We start from the raw sequence: 19,127 nt of genomic DNA, 5'->3' as shown, positions 1-19,127 counted from the left end.
GGGCGGGGCTGGCCCTTGACAACGCCCGGCTGTACGCGCTCCAGCAGTACACCGCCGAGCAGCTCCAGCTCTCGCTGCTGCCCGACCTGACCGGTCTGGCCCGCCTCCAGCTCGCCGCCCGCTACGTGGCCGCCCGCGAACGCGCCGAGGTCGGCGGGGACTGGTACGACGCCTTCCCGCTGCCCGACGGCTCGGCGGTGCTCGCCATCGGCGACGTCGTCGGCCACGACCTGGCCGCCGCCGTCCGCATGGGCCAGCTGCGCAACATGCTCCGCGCCCTCGCCTACGACAGCGGCGACGACCCCGCCGGAGTGATGAGCCGCCTGGACCGCGTCATGCAGGGCCTGACCGGCATCGAACTCGTCACCGCCGTCATCGCCCGCCTCGAAACCCCCACCACCGACGCCACCTCCACCGAGCCCTGGCGACTCCACTGGACCAACGCGGGCCACCTCCCGCCGCTGCTGGCCCGGCCCGACGGCCGCACCCTGCTGCTGGAGGCGGGCCACGCCCCCGTCCTGGGCGTCGACCCGACCCTCGTCCGCCGCACCGCCACCACCGTCCTGGACCCCGGATCGACCCTGCTCTTCTACACGGACGGCCTGGTGGAACGGCCCGGCGAGGACATCGGACGCGGGCTGACCCGGCTGCGTCAGCACGCCACCGCGCTGGCCCGCGAGCCCCTGCCGGTCTTCCTCGACGAACTGCTCGACCGGCTGAACGACGACCAGCACGACGACATCGCCGTCCTCGCCCTGCGGATCCCCGAGACCCGCGCGGTGCCCGGCACCGGTCAGCCGACGGACCGCTGAAGCGGCTGCCGGGCGGCCCGGTCCCCCAACGCGCGGCGGCGGGTGAATTCGGGCAGGAGCGTGGCCAGACCTGCCACGGCCATGACGGCGCCGAGCCAGAGCGGCGCGCGCAGCCCCCGGGCGTCGATCGCCACGGCGCCCAGGGAGGAGCCGAGGATGACGCCGAGGGTGATGAAGGAGGAGTGGACGGTGTTGACCAGCGGGCCCGCGTTCCCGGCGCGTTGCACCCGGGTGACCATGGCCGGATTCATGGTGACGCCGACCAGTCCGACGCCCAGCATGCAGACGACGGCGGGCACCGGGAGCCCGGCGAGGAGGGCGAAGCCGCTCAGGAAGACCGTGTTGAGCAGCAGACCGAGGGCGAGCACCGGCACGGCGTGGCGGTCGGCGAGACGCCCGACCACATGGTTTCCGGCGACGGTGGCGGCGCCGTACGCGATCAGCAGGACGGGCACGGCACCGGGGGAGAAGCCGGTGACCTCGGTGAGGATGGGGTTGAGGTAGCTGAACGCGGAGAAGGTGGCGCCGATGACGAGCGTGCTGGTGGACAGCACCAGCCACAGCCGGCGCCGCCTGAAGACGCCCAGTTCGGCACGCAGGCCGCCCGAGTCCTCGGCGCGCGCGAGGCGGGGCACCCCGGCGAGGGTGGCCGCGGCGGCGGCCACGGTGATCAGGGTGACGGCCCAGAACGCCGCGCGCCAGCCGAACCGCTCGCCGACCAGGGTCGACAGCGGCAGCCCGAGCAGGGTGCCGAGCATGAGGCCGTTCAGGGCGACGGCGACGGCGCGTCCCCGCACCTCGGGCCGGGTGAGCCGGGCGCACAGCGATATGCCGAGGCCGAAGAACGCCTGTGAGGCGACGCCGGTCACGATCCGGGCGGCCAGCATCATGGCGTAGTCCCGCGCGGTGGCGGCCAGGACGTTGCCCGCCAGGAAGACGGCGAAGAGCGTCAACAGCGCCGTGCGCGGCGGGACCCGCATCAGGGCCACCGTCAGGAAGGGCCCGCCGGCTGCCATGGCCACCGCGAACGCCGTGATGAGGTACCCGATCTGCGGGACGGTCACGTCCAGTCCCCGGGCCATCTGCGGCATCAGCCCGGCGACCACGAACTCACTGGTCACCATGGCGAAGATGCCGAGCGCCAGGACGTATACGGCACGAGGCACGGTGTGTTCTCCTCTGGTTGTGAAACGTTCAGTTCAAAACGCGGGCAGGCGAAGGCGCGGGTCCGCGAGGGGGGATGGCGGGCGGCCTGGCGATGGGGCAGCGGGTCGGTGGATCAGTGCGTCAGCGGTTCAGCGGTTCAGCGGGTCAGCGCGTCCATGGTGACCTCGGCGATCGCCTCCAGGGCGGTCCGGTCGGCGCCGCCCTGACCGGAGACGCGCATGCCGCCGATCGCCGCGTTCACGAAGCGGGCCAGCGCGTCGGCGTCCCGTTCGGAGGTGATGCTGCCGTCCCGCCGGCCCTCCTCGACCGTCGCGCGCAGCGCGGCCAGGCGGCGGGCCGTGTCGCGCTCCAGCATCCGCGCCGCGCGGACGTCCCGGGCGGCCAGCTCGACCGTGGTGTTCACGGTCAGGCAGCCGAGACTGCGGCCGCCGAGCCGGTGTTCCGTCTCGCTGTCCACGATCACGGCCAGCAGGGCGCGGAGACGGTCGGCCGCGGTGTGCCGCCGGTCCTCCAGGACGGCCAGCTGGGTGGCCGTCGTGGAGTCGATGTAGCGGGTCAGGGCGCGCTCGAAGAGGTCGTGCTTGCTCTTGAAGGTGTTGTAGATGCTGCTGCGCCCCAGACCCGTGGCGTCGCACAGGTCCTGGGTGGAGGTGGCTTCGTAGCCCTTCTCCCAGAACATGCGCATCGCCGATTCCAGGGCCCTTTCCTCGTCGAACGTCCTCGGTCGGGCCATGGTGCGAGCGTAGTGTTTTGAATCGTGCGTTTCAATACGGGTGCCGCACTGCGGCCGGGGCGGTTCGGGCCGCTATCGGCCGCCGCCCGGATCCCCGCGTCCGGCCAGGCCCGCCTTCAGCGCGTCCCGCAGCCGGGTGAGCCGTTCGATGTCCGCGTCCAGCGCGGCGATCCGCCGCTCCACGACCGTGGCTCCGACGACTCCGGCCCCCGTGCGCCGGGCTCCGCCGGGGCGCAGCCCGGCGGGCGCCCGGTGAGGAGCGGCAGCCGGTCGGCGATGCCGCGCAGATCCTCGACGGTGAGCCCCAGAGCGAGCAGGTCCCGCACGGTACGCAGCACGGCGAGGTCGTCGGGTCCGTAGTCCCGCTGGCCCGCCGCGGTGCGCCGCGGCGGCGACAGCAGCCCGCGCTGCTCGTAGAAGCGCAGCGCCCTGGGCGTCGCGCCCACGGCCGCCGCCGCGTCCCCGATCCGCATGCCTGCCCCTCCCGCTCCGCGCGGCGGCCGTCAGCCGTGCGGCAACTCGACGACGACCGTGCCGAACCGCTCTCCCGCGATCAGTTCCTGCAACGCCAGCGGGGCGCGATCGATGCCCGGGACCCGGGTGAGCGGGAAACGGATCCGGCCGGAGCGCAGCCAGTGCGCGAACCGCCCGGTCCACTCCCGCTCCACGTCGGGATGGTCGACACCGGTGTACCCCTTCAGCGTCACCCCCTTGACGATGAGCCGGAAGGCGTCGACCTCGACCGGGGCCCTGCCGCCGCCGCCCGCCGCCGCCAACTGCCCGGACAGCGCCCCCACCAGGGCGAAGCGGGCGCCCTGCCGGGCCGCGTCCACCGCCGCGGTGAGCTGGGGTCCGCCCGTCGTGTCGAGCAGGACGTCGATGCCGTCCGGCGCGGCGGCGGCGAGCTGCTCCGTGAACGCCCGCCGCGCCTCGCGGTGCTCCGCCCCGCTCCCGTCCGCCGCCCGGAATCCGGCGGTCAGGGCTGCGTCGTAGCCGAGTTCGGGGACGAGACGCCCTGCCTTGTCCGGTGAGCCGGTGGTGCCGATGACCCGGGCGGCCCCCAGCAGCCGGGCGATCTGCCCCGCGAGGGACCCCACGCCACCCGCCGCGCCGGTGACCAGGACGACATCGCCCTCGCGCACCCCGGTGAGCCTGGTCAGTGCCCCGTAGGCGGCGGATCCGGAGGACAGGTGGGCGACCGGGTCGGGCAGCGCCGGATCGACGGGGGCGCACTGCGCCACCGGGACCAGGGCGTACTCGCGCCAGCCCAGCAGGTGCGTCACCAGGTCGCCGGGCCGCAGCGCGCTGCCCTCCGGCGCGGCGACCACTTCGCCGACCGCCGGCCCGAACAGCGCCTCTCCCGGGCGTATCCCCGGCACCGGAGTGTCCCGGGCGGCGCCGCCGACGAGCGTGCGCAGCCCGCCGAAGACCAGGAACTGCCGGTTGCGGACGAGGACCTGGCCCGGTCCCGGGACGGGCAGCGGGACCTCGGCGACGGTGAAGTCGGCCGGGGCGGGCAGCCCTTCGGGCACGGCGGTGAGCCGGACCTCGCGGCCGGTGCGGGGCAGCGCTGCGGACATGGACGACCTCCTGGGGTGAAACGGGTGGGTGTGCGCACGGCCCGGCGTGCGCGGACGGCGCCGCCTGGCCGGCCGACGCTAAACCCTGACCCGCACGTCAAGGGCAAGCACGCCCCGCCGGTACCCACCTTTTTGTGGGTACTTGTGGGCGGTCCGGCGCGCGGCGACCCTGGTGGAGGACGCACGGAGGACAGCGGATCCCGGCCCCGGGGAAAGGACCGTCAAAAAGCTTGCTGATCCGCCCCGTTGAGCTGCTCCAGACGGCGGTGGCCCCAGTCGGAGAGGGGCGCCAGCGCCTCGGAGAGGTCCCGGCCGAACGCGGTCAGGGAGTACACCGTCTTCAGCGGCAGTACGTCGTGCACCTCCCGGTGCACGAGCCCGTCGCCCTCCATCTCGCGCAGTGCCTGGGTGAGCACCTTCTCACTGAGGCCCGGCAGCCGCCGGCGCAGCTCACCGGGGCGGCGCGGACCGGACTCCAGCAGCCACAGCAGGGCCGTCTTCCACTTGCCGTCGATCACGGCGATGGCCGCGGTCACCCCGCAGACATTCGGATCCTGCGCACGACCGCGCGTCATCCCCGCCCCCCATTTTTCTCACAAAAACCTTTGCCTACCATGGAGTTGCATCATGCCATCGCACACCGGGCAGTCCGCCGTCACCGTCCTCGGCCTGGGGCCGATGGGCCGGTCCCTGGCGGGTGCCTTCCTCGACGCGGGAGTGCGCACCACGGTCTGGAACCGCACGCCCGGCCGGGACCGCGAGCTGGTCGCCCGCGGCGCGGCCGGTGCCCGGACCGCCGGTGAGGCGGTCGCCGCGAGCCCGCTGACGGTGGTCTGCGTGGTGGACTACGACGCGGTGGACGCCGTCGTACGGCGCCCCGAGGTCACCGACGCCCTCAAGGGCCGCACCGTGGTCAATCTGTCCGCCGACACCCCGGACCGCGCCCGCGCCACCGCGGGCTGGGCGGCCGGGCACGGTGTCCGCTACCTCGACGGCGCGATCATGACGCCGACGCCCACCATCGGCACTCCGGCGGCGGTGTTCCTGCACAGCGGCCCCGAGGAGCTGTACCGCGCGCACCGGCCCGTGCTGGCCGCGCTGGGCGGCACCCACACCCACCTCGGAGAGGAGATCGGCCGAGCGGCCGCGTACGACATCGCGCTGCTCGACATCTTCTGGACGGCCGTCGCGGGCTACACCCACGCGCTGGCGCTGGCCCGTGCCGAGGGGGTGGGCGCGTGCGAACTCGCCCCGTTCGCCGCGGGGATCAGCGCCATCCTCCCGCCGATCTTCGAGCAGGCCGCGCGGGAGGTGGACAGCGGGCACTTCTCCGAGCCGGGCAACCCGCTCACCTCCGCGGCGTCCTCCATGGCCCACATCGTGCACACCTCCGAGGGCCACGGCATCGACGCGGGGGTGATGCGCGCCGCCGAGGGCTGGGCCCGCCGCGCCATCGGCCAGGGGCACGGCGCCGACGGCCTCGCCCGGATCGCCGAACTGCTGAGCCGCCGGTGAGCCGCGCCTGAGCCGTGCCTGAGCGGTGCCTGAGCCACCCCGGTTGTCGCCGTCCGCGCCGCTCCGGGCGCGGGCGGAATCCTTGGTGGCGCGGCGAGGTGCCCGGTATCGTCCACCGTGCCGACAGGGGGGCCATGACCGTACGACGCGGGCGCACGTCCGAGCAGGTGCGGGGGAAGCTCCTTTCCGCTCACCGCGAAGGGGCGGCGCCATGACGACCGACCCGGCAGGAACCGACCCGGCACGAACCGGCCCCGCCGGGCGGCCCGTTGCCGCCGCCGAGCAGGCGGTCCTCGCCTCGGACGACGACCGCGAGCAGGCGGCCCGGCGGCTGCGGACGGCCGTGGAGGGCGGGCGGCTGCCCCTGGAACTGCTGGCGCCCCGCCTCGACGAGGTGTACGGGGCGCGCACCCGTGGCGAGCTGGCGGACGCGTGCCGCGGCCTGCCCGCACCGGGCCCCAGGGACGACCTGGTGGTGGACAGCCCGCCGACCTCCGGGCGGTTCGTCGCGGGTGTCTTCGGCGGGTTCGTGCGCAAGGGCCGGTGGGTCGTGCCGCCCCGGCTGACCCTCTGGTCGATGTGGGGCGGCGGCCGGGTGGACCTCGCGCAGGCCCGCTTCAGCAGCCAGGACACCGAGATCCGGACCGTGGCCCTGTGGGGCGGCACCCGGATCACGGTGCCCGACGACATCGACGTCGAGATCAAGGGGTTCGGCCTGTTCGGTGTGTTCGGGAAGGGCGCCGCCCGGAGGACCGGACGGCCCGGCGCGCCCCGCGTCGTGATCAAGGGGCTCGCCCTGTTCGGCGCCGTCGTGACCAGGACGAGCACGACCGGCACCGAGCACTGACGCGGCCCCCGGCGCGACCCCCGCGCGGCCGTCCTGTCGGCCGTCGCGTCGTCGGCCGCCCGGGGGCCGCCCGGGGGCCGGTGTCCGGCGGGCCGCCGTGGGTAGGTGCCCTGGATGGACATGATCTTCGACGAATCCGTACGCGCCCGGCTGCGCGCCCCTCTCATCTGGTACGTCGGCACCGTGTTCGCCGACGGAGCACCCCAGGTCAGTCCGATGTGGGTGGATCTGGAAGGCGACGGCGAGCTGTCGTTCAACACCTCGGTGGGCCGGGTCAAGGAGGAGAACCTGCGTCGCGACCCCCGCGTCTACCTCTCCCACGCGGACGCCGCCGACCCCTTCGACCGGGTGCAGATCAGCGGGGTGGTGGACCGCTTCATCGAGGGCGAGGAGGCGCACGAGCGGATGGACCGGCTGGCCCGCAAGTACCTGGGCGCCGAACGCTTCGAGTGGCTGATGCCGGGGGAGCGGCGGGTCGCGGTGGTCGTACGCCCGGTCAAGGTACGGCACATCGTCGGCGTGGAGCGGTTCCGCCCCGGCGGCCCCGTCCCCGCGCCCTGACCGGCACCGCCGCGCCCCTCCCGGGTCAGGGACGGCGCTCGACCGTGGACTCCCGCACGACGAGTTCGAAGCCGGGCAGGATCCGGCGGGGGACCGGCGGGGTGCGCGCGGTGATGCGTTCCAGCACGCAGTCGACGGCGATCTGGGCGATGGCCTGCTTGTCGGGGGCGATCGTGGTCAGGGCGACGGCGGCGTAGCGGGCCTCCTCGATGTCGTCGAACCCGGCGACGGCGATGTCCTGGGGGACGCGCAGCCCGCGTTCGGCCAGGACGCGCAGGACACCGAGGGCGACCATGTCGTTGAAGGCGAACACGGCGTCGGGCCGCTCGCCGCGGTCGAGCAGGTCGGCCATGCCCGCCGCCCCGTCCTGGCGGTCGTAGCCGTCGGTGGCCACGACCAGCGCCTCCGGGGGCTTCATGCCCGCCGCGGTGTGCGCCTCCCGCCAGCCGCGCAGGCGCAGATGGGCCGGTTCGCGCGCGCTCTCGCGGCGGGCGCCGAGGAAGGCGATGCGGCGGCGCCCGGTGTCGATCAGATGCTGGACGGCGGCGCGCGCCGCCGCCACGTTGTCGATGGCGATGTGGTCGAAGGGAGCGCCGTACTCGCGCTCCCCGAGGAGGACCAGCGGTGAGGGGTCCGTGCGGGAGAGCAGGTCCTCGCGCTCCATCCGGATCGGGCTGAGGATGAGACCGTCGATGATCTGGGCGCGGAAGCCCTGGCAGACGAGGACCTCCTTCTCCCGCAGCCCCGCCGTGTGGTCGAGCAGGACGGTGTAGTCCTGCCGTGCGGCGGCGTCGATGACCGCCCCGGCCACCTCGGAGAAGTACGGGTTGCCCAGTTCGGGCACGGCCAGCGCGATGATGCCGGTGCGGCCGTTGCGCAGATGGCGGGCGACGAGGTTGGGCCGGTAGCCGAGTTCGTCGATGGCCCGCTGCACCCGGGCGCGGGTGCGCGGGGCCACATGGACATAGTTGTTCACGACGTTCGACACAGTCTTGACGGAAACCCCGGCGCGCTGTGCGACGTCCTTCAGGCTGACGCCCACGGAACTCCTTCTGTCGGACGGCCCCATGGGCCGGGCGGGCTCCGGTGCCGGCGGTCAGTCCGGCTGCCGGGCGCGGCTGAGCAGCGTCTGCGCCAGCACCACGACCGCCAGGAACCCGCCGTTGACCGTGTCGGTGAACGCGGAGCCGTACTGGGAGAAGTAGTGGTCGATCAGATTGTGGATGACGGCCAGCACCAGGACTCCGCTGACCGTGCCGCCCACCGAGCCGCTGCCGCCGGTCAGCAGGGTGCCGCCGATCACCACCGAGGCGATGGCGGTGAGTTCGTAGCCGACGCCGATCGTGGTGACGCCCGATCCCAGGCGGGCGCTGCCGAGCGCGCCCGCGGTCGCGGCGAGGGTGGCGGACAGGACGTAGACGAGGACCTTGGTACGGGCCACGGGCAGGCCCATCAGGGTGGCCGCGTTCTCGTTGCCGCCCATCGCGGTCACGGTGGCGCCGAAGCGGGTGCGGGTGAGCAGCAGGGCGCCGAGGACGAACAGCGCGGCGACGACGAGCACCGGCACCCAGGTGCCCTCGCCCAGCCGCCGGAAGGGCGACCCCGCGGGGACCAGATAGGTGGTGGCGCCCTCGTCGGTCAGCGCCTGCAACAGCCCGCGGGCACCCAGCAGTCCGGCCAGGGTGACGATGAACGGCGCCATCCGGGCCCGGGTGACCAGCAGCCCCTGCACCGTGCCCCACACCGCGCCGACCGCCAGCGGCAGGGCGATGGCCAGCCAGGTCCCGCCGGTGTGCGCGCCGTAGGCGGCGACGACCCCGCCCAGCGCGTACACGGACCCCACGGACAGGTCGATGCCGCCGGTGAGGATGACGAAGGTCATGCCCAGGGCCAGCAGCCACACGAAGGAGTTGTTGCCGAGGATGCTGGAGATGTTCGACCAGGTCGGGAAGGTGGAGGAGGTCGCCGAGGCGATGGTCACCATCAGGACCAGCACGGCCAGCGCGCCCCGGCGCTGGATGTGGGAGGCCACGCGCTCGCGGAGCGCGGCGGGCTGCGCCGCGTCGGGCGCGGGCCGCGGCGGCGCGGCGGACCGCAGGGCGGACGGGCTCATCGGGTACCTCGCTCCTGTGAGGCGTAGACCGCGCAGCAGATGATGGCGGCCTCCACGAGCTGGGTGGAGGACGTGTGCACGTTGTGCTGGGTGAGTACGGCGGTGATGAGCTGCATGAACAGCGCGCCCGCCACCGTGCCGAGGACCCGGACCCGGCCGCCGGTCAGCGGAGTGCCCCCGACCACGACCGCGGTGATCGCGTTGAGTTCCATGGTGAGGCCCTGGTGGGCGGGGTCCGCCTCGGCGCCGTGGCCGACGATCAACGCACCGGCGAGGGCCGCGAGGACGCCCGAGAGGACGTAGACGGTGACGAGTACGCGGCGGACCGGCAGCCCGGCCAGCTTGCTCGCCCGGCGGTTGTCGCCGATCGCGACCAACTGCCGCCCGAACGTGGTCCGGCGCACCAGCAGCGCGGTCAGCACGGCACACGCCGCGGCGATCCACGCCATCAGGGGGACGCCGGCGAACCTGTCCGAGCCGAGGCTCAGCAGCCCGGCGTCCATGACAGGCTTGGCGGAGTTGCCGTTGACGAGTTCGGCGACACCCCGCAGACCGATCATGAGGGACAGGGTGGCGACGATCGGCTGGATGCGGGCGAAGGCCACCATCGTGCCGCCGACCGCGCCCGAGACCGCGCCGAAGACCAGGGCGAGCAGCACCGCGAGCGGCGTGCCGTAGCCGAGGTAGAGGGGGACGACCGAGGCGGACAGGGCGATGACGGCGCCCACCGACAGGTCGACGCCCTCCGTCCCGATGACCAGCGCCATGCCGAGGGCGACGATCAGGGTCGGGGCGACCTGGAAGAGCTGGATGCGGACGTTGCCCGCGGACAGGAACGAGGTGTCCAGGGCGGCGGCCACGACGAACAGCACGACCAGCGCGGCGTACACGCCGTACGCCTGGAGCAGCCGGGTCAGCCGGGCCCGGTCCCACCGGTCCGGGGCCGACCAGGTGGTGGGAGTCATCGGGGCTCCTCCTTGGTCACGGCGGAGCCGGCTCCGGCTCCGGCGTCCGTATCGGGGGTGGTGCCGGCCGTGGCCGCGGTGGCGAGCGAGTCGAGCACGGACCGCTCCGTGACCTCCTCGCCCTGGAGGTGGCCGACGACCCGCCCGTCCTTGAGGACCACGATCCGGTCCGAGCCCTCGATCAGCTCCTCCAGGTCGGAGGAGATCAGCAGCACCCCGAGCCCCTGCCGAGCGAGTTCGTCGATGAGCGCCTGCACCTCCGCCTTGGCGCCCACGTCGATGCCCCGGGTCGGTTCGTCCAGGAGCAGCACCTCGGGATCCAGGCACAGCCAGCGGGCCAGGAGCACCTTCTGCTGGTTGCCGCCCGAGAGGTCGCTGACCTTCTGGTCGGGGCCGGACGCCTTGATGCGCAGCCGGTCCATGAAGAAGCGGACGACCTCGTCCTGCTTGGCCTGCGAGACCACACCGGCGCGGGCGAGGCGGGGCAGCAGCGCCAGGGAGATGTTCTCCCGCACGGACAGGTTGGGCAGGATGCCCTCGGTCTTGCGGTCCTCGGCGAGCATCACGACACCGGCCTTGATGGCGGCGGCCGGGCTGCGCCGGGCCAGCGGTCTCCCGCCCACCTCGACGGTGCCGCCGTCGGTGGCCAGGGCGCCGGTGATGGCCTGGGCGGTCTCGCTGCGTCCGGCGCCCAGCAGCCCGCCGAGCCCCACGACCTCGCCGCGGTGGATGTCGAGGCCGACCCCGTGCACCCGGTGCCGGACGGTCAGGTCCGCGGCCCGCAGCGCCGGTACGCCCTCGCGCCGGTCGTGCTGCTCGCCGCCGAACGCCGTGGCGCCCTTGGCCCGCACGGCGGACATCTCCCGGCCCAGCATCAGCGAGATCAGTTCGAGGCGTTCCAGGCCCGCCATGTCGCCGGTGTGCACGACCGCCCCGTCCCGCATCACGGTGACCCGGTCGCAGATGGCGTACAGCTCGTCGAGGCGGTGGCTGACGTAGACGACGGCGATGCCCTGCCGCTTGAGGTCGCGGATCACCGAGAAGAGGGTCTCCACCTCGCGCGGTTCCAGCGACGAGGTCGGCTCGTCCATGACGACCACCCGGGCGTCGATCTGCACCGCGCGCGCCAGGGCCACCATCTGCTGGGCGCCCAGGCCCAGGGAGCCCAGCGGCCGGGTGACGTCCACCTCCACGCCGTAGCGCCGCAGGGTCTGGGCGGCGAAGCGGTTCATGGCGCGTACGTCGACCAGGCCGAAGCGGCGCGGTTCGCGGCCCAGGCACAGATTGCGGGCCACCGACATCAGCGGGACGAGGTTGACCTCCTGGTAGATGGTCGAGACCCCGGCCGCCTGCGCCTCCAGCGGATTGCGGAAGGCGCGTTCCTCGCCCGCGTACCGGATCACTCCGGCGTCGGGGCGGTACACGCCGGTCATCACCTTGATCAGCGTCGACTTTCCGGCGCCGTTCTCGCCGATGAGGGCGTGCACCTCACCGGGGCGCAGGCGGAAGTCCACCCCGCGCAGGGCGTGGACGCCCGCGAAGTTCTTGTCCACCCCGGCGACGTCCACGATCCAGTCGCTGCGAGGTGCCGGGTCCTGCTGGACCAACGTCGTCCTCCTCATGCGGGCTGCCGGGGCAGCCGCCGGTCCGCCGGGCCGGCCGGAACCACCGTGTTCCGGCCCCGGCCCGTTCCCTCCGTGCCGTCGCGTGGCCTCAGTACACGAGACCCTGGTCGAGGGCCTGCTGGGCGTTGTCGTGCGTGAAGTGGCCGTCCTTGATGATGACCTTGGGCTGCACACCGGTGTCGCCGTAGAAGTCCTGGAGGGCCTGGAAGGCGAGCGGACCGAAGCGGGGGTTGGTCTCGATGTCGGCCACCATCTGGCCGGCGGCGACGTTCTTCACGGCCTGCTCGATGCCGTCGATGGAGACGACCTTGATGTCCTTGCCGGGCGTCTTGCCGGCCGAGCGGACGGCCTGGATGGCGCCGAGTGCCATCTCGTCGTTCTCCGCGTACACCGCGTTGATGTCGGAGTGGGACTGGAGCAACTGCTCCATGACCTTCTGGCCGTCGGTCTGGGCGAAGTTGCCGGTCTGCGAGGCCACCACCTTCATCTTCGGGTACTTGGCCTTGACCTGGTCCTGGAAGCCCTTGGTCCGGTCGGTGGTGACGTTGTTGCCGGGGGTGCCGGTCAGGATGGCGACGTGCGCCTCGCCGCCGGTGGCCCCGGCGAGGTCGTCGGCCGCGATCTGCGCCTGGTGGTAGAAGTCCGAGCCGATGAAGGCCATGAAGTCCGTGCACGCGGTGCCGCCGACCGTGCGGTCGATGGTGAGCACGGGGATCTTGGCGGACTTCGCCTTGGCCAGGGCCGGGCCGAGCCCGTCGGAGTTCTCCGGGGCGACGATCAGGGCCTTGGCGCCCTGCGCGATCATGTCCTCGATCTGCGAGTTCTGCGCGTTGACATCGGCGTTGGCGTTGCGCTGGATGAGCTTGACGCCGAGCTTCTTCGCCTGCTGCTCGATGCTCTTGGTCTCGGTCGCGCGGAACGGATTGCTGGTCGACTCCGACTGCGAGAAGCCGACGACCGTCTTGCCGTCGGTGAGGTCGAGCCTGGGGACACCGTCGTTGTAGGTCTTGTACGTGCAGCCGGGGCCCTTCGCGGCCGGTGAGGCGACCTGCTGCGAGGCCGCGGCGTTGTCGTTCGCCGCCGCGGAGGAGGAACCGCCGCCGGAGTCGGACGAGCCGGACTTGGTGCATCCGGTGGCGGCCAGGCACAGCCCGGCGGCCAGCACTGCGGCAGTGAGGGTCTTGGCTTGAACGTTCACGCGCCGATCACATCCTCAACGGGGTGGACGAAGGGGCGGGGCGGAGAAGGCAGGGGCCGCCCAGGGCCCTCGCAGGGCGAAGGCAGAACCGACAGGCGGGCTTTGCAACGTTGTAGACATTGCGGGAACGCCGAAGCGGATGTCAACCCGCTGTAAACAACTCCTCGTCGGAGGTGACGACGGCGCCGGACGGCGGCCGGACGGTCGCTCCGATGGCCCTCCCGGCACCCGTACGCACCCCTCGCGAGGCGGCCAACTCCCCTGCGAGCAGCGGAAACTGTGGTGCGTGCGGCATCCCGGACGGTACTGCCACGGCAATCGCGTACGAGGGGTGGACACCCGGAACGGGGCTGTGCTGTCATGTGGCTGCTCGCGTTTACAACGTTGTCAGGTGCCTGTCGCAGCCGAGGTGCCGCCACCGCGTCGGGGTGAGGCGGACCGAGGCGCGGCGGCGTTCCCCGGCCGGACGCCCCGGGCCCGCGCCGCGACCTCCTCCGGGGTCCGCGCACCCGGCCGGTCACCGACATGTGACGCCACGTCAGACAGCGTCGTGGCACAGGACCCAGCCGATGCGCCCCCTCGCACCCGCACCGCACCCGCACCCCCACGCCCCCACAACCTCCGCCCAGCCCGCACCCGTTGGACACGGTCCCCACCCGTGGGACACGGTCCTCGAACAGGAAGGGCAGCCCATGGAACGCCGTACGTTCCTGACCGGCTCCATGTCCGCCGCCGGCGCCGCAGCCCTGGCCGGCGCCCCCTCGACCGCCCATGCCTCCGCCGACACCTCCGCCCGCGCCGCGGCCCCGCCGAGCCCGACCGGCCCGGCCGCCGCCCCCCGTCCCCACTACACCGCCAACCGGGCCCCGCTGCGGCCGGAGCCGTTCCTGCGGCTGCCGCCCGGCAGCATCACACCCAGGGGATGGCTGCGCGCCCAGCTCGACCTGCAACTGGACGGACTGAACGGGCGCATGCCCGAGGTGTCCGACTACCTCGACGAACGGACCAGCGGCTGGTCCGTCGCCGACCACGACGGCTGGGAGGAACTGCCCTACTGGCTGAGGGGGTTCGGCGACCTCGGCTATGTCACCCAGGACAGCCGGGTGCTGGAGACCACCCGCGCCTGGATCGACCGCATCCTCGCCACCCGGCAGCCCGACGGCTTCTTCGGCCCCGCCCGCCTGCGCACCGCGCTGGGCGGCGGCCCGGACTTCTGGCCGCACATGCCGGTCCTTGACGCACTGCGCACCTGGCACGAGTACAGCGGCGACGACCGGGTCGTACCGGCCCTGACCGGCTGGCTGAAGTACCTCCACACCCAGCCCGGCACCCTCTTCGGACAGGGCTGGGGCGCGGCCCGCGTCGGCGACACCATCGACACCGCCTACTGGCTCTACAACCGCACCGGCGACGCCTGGCTGCTCGACCTGGTGCACACCCTGCACACCCACAGTGCCGACTACACGCACACCGTCCCGACCTGGCACAACGTCAACCTCGCCCAGGGCTTCCGGGAACCCGCCCAGTACGGGGTGCTGGCCGGCGACGACTCCTTCCTCGGCGCCACCCACCGGGTGTACGACACCGTCATGGCCCGCTACGGCCAGTTCCCCGGCGGCGGATTCGCCGCGGACGAGAACGCCCGCCCCGGCTACCACGACCCGCGCCAGGGCTTCGAGACCTGCGGCATCGTCGAGTTCATGCACAGCCACCAGCTGCTCACCCGGATCACGGGCGACACGGTGTGGGCCGACCGCTGCGAGGACCTGGCCCTGAACACGCTGCCCGCCGCCTTCGACCCGCGGCAGAAGGGCACCCACTACGTCACCGCCGCCAACAGCGTCCAGCTGGACAACGTTGCCAAGTCGCACGGGCAGTTCGACAACGGCTTCGCCATGCAGGCGTACCGGCCCGGCGTCCACGACTACCGCTGCTGCCCGCACAACTACGGCATGGGCTGGCCCTACTACGCCGAGGAGATGTGGCTGGCGAGCCTCGACGGCGGCCTGTGCGCCTCCCTGTACGGCGAGTCCACCGTCCGCGCGAAGGTGGGCGACGGCACCACCGTGACCGTGACCGAGCAGACCGCGTACCCCTTCGACGACACCGTCACCCTCACCGTGTCCGCGCCGCGCGCCGTCACCTTCCCGCTCTACCTCAGGGTGCCGGGCTGGTGCCGCGAGCCCTCCGTCCGGCTGGCCGGACGGCCCGTGTCCGTCCGGCGCAGCGGCGGCCACCTCGCCGTGGACCGGCGCTGGCACGACGGCGACCGGCTCGTGCTGCGGCTGCCCATGCGCACCCGGGTGCGCACCTGGCACGGCAGCGCCGACTCCGTCTCCGTCCACCACGGCCCGCTCACCTACTCCCTGCGCATCGAGGAGGAGTGGCGCCGCACCGGCGGCAGCGACGCCTGGCCGGAGTACGAGGTACGTCCCCGCTCGCCGTGGAACTACGCCCTGGAGCTGGACGCCCGGGACCCCGCCCGGTCCTTCACCGTCGAACGCACCCGCGCCCGCGCCGCCGACCCCTTCACCCACTCGGGCACCCCCGTGCTCCTGCGGGCCAAGGGACGCCGCCTGGACGGCTGGACGCGCGACGACCAGGACGTCGTGGCCCCGCTCCAGCAGAGTCCCGCCCGCACCACCCGGCCCGTCGAACACCTCACCCTGGTCCCGGCCGCCGCCGCCCGGCTGCGCATCACCGCCTTCCCGACCGCCGCCGCCGGGGGCAGGGCGAAGGAATGGGCCGCCGTCACCGCCTCCTTCAGCGGTGTCGACAGCCCGCAGGCCCTGCTCATGAACGCGGACGCCGAACCGTCCGGCTCCTACGACCAGTCGGTGCCGCGCTTCACCTGGTGGGACCGGACCGGCACCGAGGAGTGGATCCGGTACGACTACGCCGAGCCGGTCCGCGTCGGCGCGGTGGCCGTGTACTGGTACGACGACACCGGCCACGGCGCGTGCCGGGTCCCGGAGTCCTGGCGCCTGGAGCACCGCGGCACCGACGGCGTGTGGCGGCCCCTCGGCGAGAGCGCCGCCCACGGCACCGCCACCGACCGCTTCAACCGGCTCTCCTTCCCGGCGGTCACCACCACCGCCCTGCGCATCACGGCGCACCTGAAGACCGGGTTCTCCGGCGGCCTGCTGGCCTGGCGCACCGAGTCCTGAGGGCCGGGCGCAAGGCCGCCGCAGAACCCCGGGCCCGCCACGGACGGCAGCACACCCCCAGGCCGCGCCGCCGCACAGCCGTCCGGCGGCGGCCCCTCCCACCGCACCGACGAGAGGTGACACTCCTTTGAGTCCCGGAAGAACGACCCCCGGCAGCACCCGCACCCCCGCCACCCGGCGACTGGCCGCCCTGGCCCCGCTGCTCCTGGGCGCCGCCCTGCTGACCCCGTCCTCCCTCGCCCAGGCGGAGTCCGCCACGGCGTCCGCCGCAACCCCCGCGCAGGGGCTGCGCAGCGACTGCTACCTCAGCTCCGACAGCACCTCACTGGACTTCGCCACCTACACCAGCACCGGGATCCAGCCCTCTCTGAACGTCAAGGACCTCATCCCCACGCTGCGCGGCTGCGCCGGGTCCACCCTGAACGTCGCCGCGCACTGGACGGGCACCCTGGACGTGCCCGCCGGGGGCGCCTACACGTTCTACATCAAGGGCGACAACGGCTTCCGCCTGTCGCTCGACGGTACGAGCGTCATCGACCACTGGACGACCGACTGGGACGTGCCCACCCAGTCCCAGCCCGTCACCCTGACCGCCGGGCGGCACCGGCTCGCCTTCGACTACAACCAGGGCAACGGCGGCGCCTACATCCAGACCGAGTGGTCCGGCCCCGGCTTCGGCCGGCAGCCCGTCCCGGACTCCGCGCTGCACGTCCCGGACGACTACGCGCCCCTCGACCTGGCGAGCACCGTGGACACCACCGGCCGCAAGGCCGTGGTCCGGCTGCCCGGCCGGGTGGACGCGCTCCCCGCCGACCTGACGAAGCACCTGTCGGTGATCGCCGGGGGCCGACGCTGGGCACCGGCCGTGGCGACCGACCCGCACGACCGCTCGGCGCTGGTCCTCACCGCCGCCGCCAAGGACACCCCCGCGGCCATGAAGTCCGACGTCCGGATCAGCTACGACGGCAAGGTCGGTCTGAACACCTCCGCCGGTCCGCTGGGCGTCTTCTCCAGCCTGGCCCGGAACAACTCCACCTGGTACTTCGCCACCCAGTGGGCCAAGGACGTCTCCCCGTCCAACGCGCTGCCCGACTACCCGCGCCCGCAGCAGACCCGCAGGCAGTGGGCCAACCTCAACGGCACCTGGCAGTTCCAGGCCACCGCGCAGGACGCGCCGCTGCCCCGGGGCAGGCTCAGCGGGAAGATCCTCGTGCCCTACCCGATGGAGGCACCGCTGTCCGGTGTCGCCGAGCACCACGACTGGTCGCTGTACCAGCGCACCTTCAAGGTCCCGGCCGGCTGGCGGGTCGGCTCGGGCAACCGGCTGCACCTGAACTTCGGCGCGGTCGACTACGAGGCGTGGGTCTACGTCAACGGCAAGCCGGTGGCCCACCACACCGGCGGCTACGAGGCGTTCACCGCCGACATCACCGACGCGGTCACCCGCCACGGCGACCAGAGCGTACTGCTCAAGATCAAGGACACCACCGACGCCTCCCAGCAGGCGACCGGCAAGCAGTCCCGCGACCCCAGCGGCATCTGGTACACCCCCACCTCCGGCATCTGGCAGACGGTGTGGATGGAGCCGGTGCCCGAGCAGAGCGTCGACTCGCTCGTGCTGACCCCGGACGTGAAGAGCGGCACCGTGTCGGTCACCGTGCGCCCGAGCGCGGGCACCGGGCGCACCGCCCGGGTCACCGCCACCGCGTACGACGGCCACCGGCGCGTCGGCTCGGTCTCCGGCCGCCCCGGCACCGCCCTCACGCTGCGCGTCCCGCACGCCAAACTGTGGAGCCCGGACAGCCCGTTCCTCTACGACCTGAAGGTCACCCTGGACGACGGCCGCTCGCACGACAGCGTCGGCTCGTACTTCGGGATGCGGTCGGTCTCGATCGGCAAGGCGGGCGGGGTCAACAAGATCGAGCTCAACGGCAAGCCCACTTTCCTGCTGGCCACCCTCGACCAGGGATTCTGGCCCGACGGCATCTACACCGCCCCGACGGACGCGGCGCTCAGGTCCGACCTCCAGCTGCACAAGCAGCTCGGGTTCAACACCGTGCGCAAGCACATCAAGGTGGAACCGGCCCGCTGGTACTACTGGGCCGACCGGCTCGGCCTGCTGGTCTGGCAGGACATGCCCAGCCGCAACACCGACAAGGCGAGCGCCGCGAGCAACGCGGAGTTCGACAAGGAGGTGCACGAGATCGTCGACCAGCACATCAGCAGCCCCTCCGTGGTCATGTGGACGATGATGAACGAGGGCTGGGGCGAGCAGAGCAAGCAGTCCACCGGTGAACTCGCCGACGCCGTCAAGCGCCAGGACCCCGCGCGCCTGGTCGACGCCCACTCGGGTGTCAACTGCTGCGCCTCCAAGGGTGATTCCGGCCGTGGTGACGTGATCGACCACCACCTCTACCACGGACCGGCCAACCCGGCGCCCGACGCCACCCGCGCCGCCGTCGACGGGGAGCACGGCGGGTACTCGCTCACCATTCCCGGCCACATCGCCGGGGTCGCGGGCGGCCAGGACTACGGTGACGGCCCCGCCGACATCGCCGAGATGACCAGGACGTACGTGGAGAACACGAGCCAGTTGATCCCCAACGCGGCCGCCGGGCTGTCCGGTTCGGTCTTCACCCAGATCAGTGACGTCGAAGGCGAGCTCAACGGCCTGATCACCTACGACCGGGCCGTCCTGAAGGTCTACCCCGACCAGGTCAGGGACATCAACCGCCGGCTGATCGCGGCCGGGGCCGCGGCGGGCGGCACCGCCCGCTGACAGCGGCGGGAACAGCGGCAGGACAGCAGGGTGCGGGACCGGTCACCGGTCCCGCACCCCTCGCC

General features: G+C 73.0%; 16 protein-coding genes. 6 read left to right on the top strand and 10 right to left on the bottom strand.

The window, feature by feature from the left end:
- On the top strand, window positions 1-812 hold an 812-nt coding region (locus B086_RS39665; RefSeq protein ID WP_018566202.1), incomplete at its 5' end, for a PP2C family protein-serine/threonine phosphatase.
- On the opposite strand, the gene B086_RS0109600 is transcribed toward B086_RS39665, so the two are convergent.
- The 5 genes from B086_RS0109600 to B086_RS0109580 form a co-directional block, all read right to left on the bottom strand.
- Window positions 794-1,978, bottom strand: a complete 1,185-nt coding sequence (locus tag B086_RS0109600) for an MFS transporter (RefSeq protein ID WP_018566201.1) — start codon at window positions 1,976-1,978, stop codon at window positions 794-796. The two genes, B086_RS39665 and B086_RS0109600, sit on opposite strands and share 19 nt — an antisense overlap.
- Before the next feature lie 137 nt (window positions 1,979-2,115).
- On the bottom strand, window positions 2,116-2,712 hold the full coding sequence (locus B086_RS0109595; RefSeq protein ID WP_026252261.1) for a TetR/AcrR family transcriptional regulator: 597 nt from the start codon (window positions 2,710-2,712) through the stop codon (window positions 2,116-2,118).
- A 116-nt stretch (window positions 2,713-2,828) separates the two neighbouring features.
- Window positions 2,829-3,185 (bottom strand): MerR family transcriptional regulator, encoded by a 357-nt coding sequence (locus B086_RS39660; protein WP_234029282.1) that lies wholly within the window; start codon window positions 3,183-3,185, stop codon window positions 2,829-2,831.
- Between the two features lie 30 nt (window positions 3,186-3,215).
- Window positions 3,216-4,292, bottom strand: a complete 1,077-nt coding sequence (locus B086_RS0109585; protein ID WP_018566199.1) for an MDR family NADP-dependent oxidoreductase — start codon at window positions 4,290-4,292, stop codon at window positions 3,216-3,218.
- A gap of 221 nt (window positions 4,293-4,513) precedes the next feature.
- Window positions 4,514-4,867 (bottom strand): winged helix-turn-helix transcriptional regulator, encoded by a 354-nt coding sequence (locus B086_RS0109580; RefSeq protein ID WP_026252260.1) that lies wholly within the window; start codon window positions 4,865-4,867, stop codon window positions 4,514-4,516.
- Between the two features lie 52 nt (window positions 4,868-4,919).
- On the opposite strand from B086_RS0109580, the gene B086_RS0109575 reads away from it, so the two are divergent.
- The 3 genes from B086_RS0109575 (at window position 4,920) to B086_RS0109565 (ending at window position 7,215) form a co-directional block, all read left to right on the top strand.
- A complete protein-coding gene (locus B086_RS0109575; protein ID WP_018566197.1) occupies window positions 4,920-5,807 on the top strand; it encodes an NAD(P)-dependent oxidoreductase in 888 nt (295 codons plus the stop codon).
- Window positions 5,808-6,018: 211 nt separating this feature from the next.
- Window positions 6,019-6,654: a DUF1707 SHOCT-like domain-containing protein gene (locus B086_RS41915; RefSeq protein ID WP_018566196.1), complete on the top strand. Its 636-nt coding sequence runs from the start codon at window positions 6,019-6,021 to the stop codon at window positions 6,652-6,654.
- A 114-nt stretch (window positions 6,655-6,768) separates the two neighbouring features.
- Window positions 6,769-7,215, top strand: coding sequence for a TIGR03618 family F420-dependent PPOX class oxidoreductase (locus B086_RS0109565; protein WP_018566195.1), 447 nt, complete (start codon window positions 6,769-6,771; stop codon window positions 7,213-7,215).
- Between the two features lie 25 nt (window positions 7,216-7,240).
- Here B086_RS0109565 and B086_RS0109560 read toward each other — a convergent pair whose 3' ends face one another.
- From B086_RS0109560 to B086_RS0109540, 5 genes are all read right to left on the bottom strand, one after another.
- On the bottom strand, window positions 7,241-8,257 hold the full coding sequence (locus tag B086_RS0109560) for a LacI family DNA-binding transcriptional regulator (RefSeq protein WP_018566194.1): 1,017 nt from the start codon (window positions 8,255-8,257) through the stop codon (window positions 7,241-7,243).
- A gap of 54 nt (window positions 8,258-8,311) precedes the next feature.
- Window positions 8,312-9,328, bottom strand: a complete 1,017-nt coding sequence (locus B086_RS0109555; protein WP_018566193.1) for an ABC transporter permease — start codon at window positions 9,326-9,328, stop codon at window positions 8,312-8,314.
- A complete protein-coding gene (locus B086_RS0109550) occupies window positions 9,325-10,293 on the bottom strand; it encodes an ABC transporter permease (RefSeq protein WP_018566192.1) in 969 nt (322 codons plus the stop codon). The genes B086_RS0109555 and B086_RS0109550 overlap by 4 nt, the downstream gene beginning before the upstream one ends.
- Window positions 10,290-11,915 carry a sugar ABC transporter ATP-binding protein gene (locus B086_RS0109545; protein WP_037873159.1) on the bottom strand — a complete coding sequence of 542 codons (1,626 nt, stop codon included), beginning with the start codon at window positions 11,913-11,915 and terminating at the stop codon, window positions 10,290-10,292. The genes B086_RS0109550 and B086_RS0109545 overlap by 4 nt, the downstream gene beginning before the upstream one ends.
- A 91-nt stretch (window positions 11,916-12,006) precedes the next feature.
- Complete coding sequence (locus B086_RS0109540; RefSeq protein WP_026252259.1) at window positions 12,007-13,116, bottom strand: ABC transporter substrate-binding protein; 1,110 nt, start codon at window positions 13,114-13,116, stop codon at window positions 12,007-12,009.
- Window positions 13,117-13,808: 692 nt separating this feature from the next.
- On the opposite strand from B086_RS0109540, the gene B086_RS0109535 reads away from it, so the two are divergent.
- Window positions 13,809-16,283 carry a beta-L-arabinofuranosidase domain-containing protein gene (locus B086_RS0109535; RefSeq protein WP_018566189.1) on the top strand — a complete coding sequence of 825 codons (2,475 nt, stop codon included), beginning with the start codon at window positions 13,809-13,811 and terminating at the stop codon, window positions 16,281-16,283.
- A 127-nt stretch (window positions 16,284-16,410) separates the two neighbouring features.
- Window positions 16,411-19,062 carry a glycoside hydrolase family 2 gene (locus tag B086_RS0109530; protein WP_018566188.1) on the top strand — a complete coding sequence of 884 codons (2,652 nt, stop codon included), beginning with the start codon at window positions 16,411-16,413 and terminating at the stop codon, window positions 19,060-19,062.
- The last annotated feature ends 65 nt before the right edge of the window (window positions 19,063-19,127 follow it).

It is taken from the genome of Streptomyces sp. PsTaAH-124 (assembly GCF_000373685.1).
Lineage (GTDB): Bacteria > Actinomycetota > Actinomycetes > Streptomycetales > Streptomycetaceae > Streptomyces > Streptomyces andamanensis.
The sequence above is the reverse complement of the archived record's forward strand: the minus strand, read 5'-3'. Positions and strand labels throughout refer to the sequence as shown.

What these genes read in the sequence shown, in the direction of transcription:
- B086_RS0109595 (WP_026252261.1), bottom strand. Translation starts at nt 2,712, where the DNA reads ATGGCCCGACCGAGGACGTTCGACGAGGAAAGGGCCCTGGAATCGGCG.
- B086_RS39660 (WP_234029282.1), bottom strand. Translation starts at nt 3,185, where the DNA reads ATGCGGATCGGGGACGCGGCGGCGGCCGTGGGCGCGACGCCCAGGGCG.
- B086_RS0109585 (WP_018566199.1), bottom strand. Translation starts at nt 4,292, where the DNA reads ATGTCCGCAGCGCTGCCCCGCACCGGCCGCGAGGTCCGGCTCACCGCC.
- B086_RS0109580 (WP_026252260.1), bottom strand. Translation starts at nt 4,867, where the DNA reads ATGACGCGCGGTCGTGCGCAGGATCCGAATGTCTGCGGGGTGACCGCG.
- B086_RS0109575 (WP_018566197.1), top strand. Translation starts at nt 4,920, where the DNA reads ATGCCATCGCACACCGGGCAGTCCGCCGTCACCGTCCTCGGCCTGGGG.
- B086_RS41915 (WP_018566196.1), top strand. Translation starts at nt 6,019, where the DNA reads ATGACGACCGACCCGGCAGGAACCGACCCGGCACGAACCGGCCCCGCC.
- B086_RS0109565 (WP_018566195.1), top strand. Translation starts at nt 6,769, where the DNA reads ATGGACATGATCTTCGACGAATCCGTACGCGCCCGGCTGCGCGCCCCT.
- B086_RS0109555 (WP_018566193.1), bottom strand. Translation starts at nt 9,328, where the DNA reads ATGAGCCCGTCCGCCCTGCGGTCCGCCGCGCCGCCGCGGCCCGCGCCC.
- B086_RS0109550 (WP_018566192.1), bottom strand. Translation starts at nt 10,293, where the DNA reads ATGACTCCCACCACCTGGTCGGCCCCGGACCGGTGGGACCGGGCCCGG.
- B086_RS0109545 (WP_037873159.1), bottom strand. Translation starts at nt 11,915, where the DNA reads ATGAGGAGGACGACGTTGGTCCAGCAGGACCCGGCACCTCGCAGCGAC.
- B086_RS0109535 (WP_018566189.1), top strand. Translation starts at nt 13,809, where the DNA reads ATGGAACGCCGTACGTTCCTGACCGGCTCCATGTCCGCCGCCGGCGCC.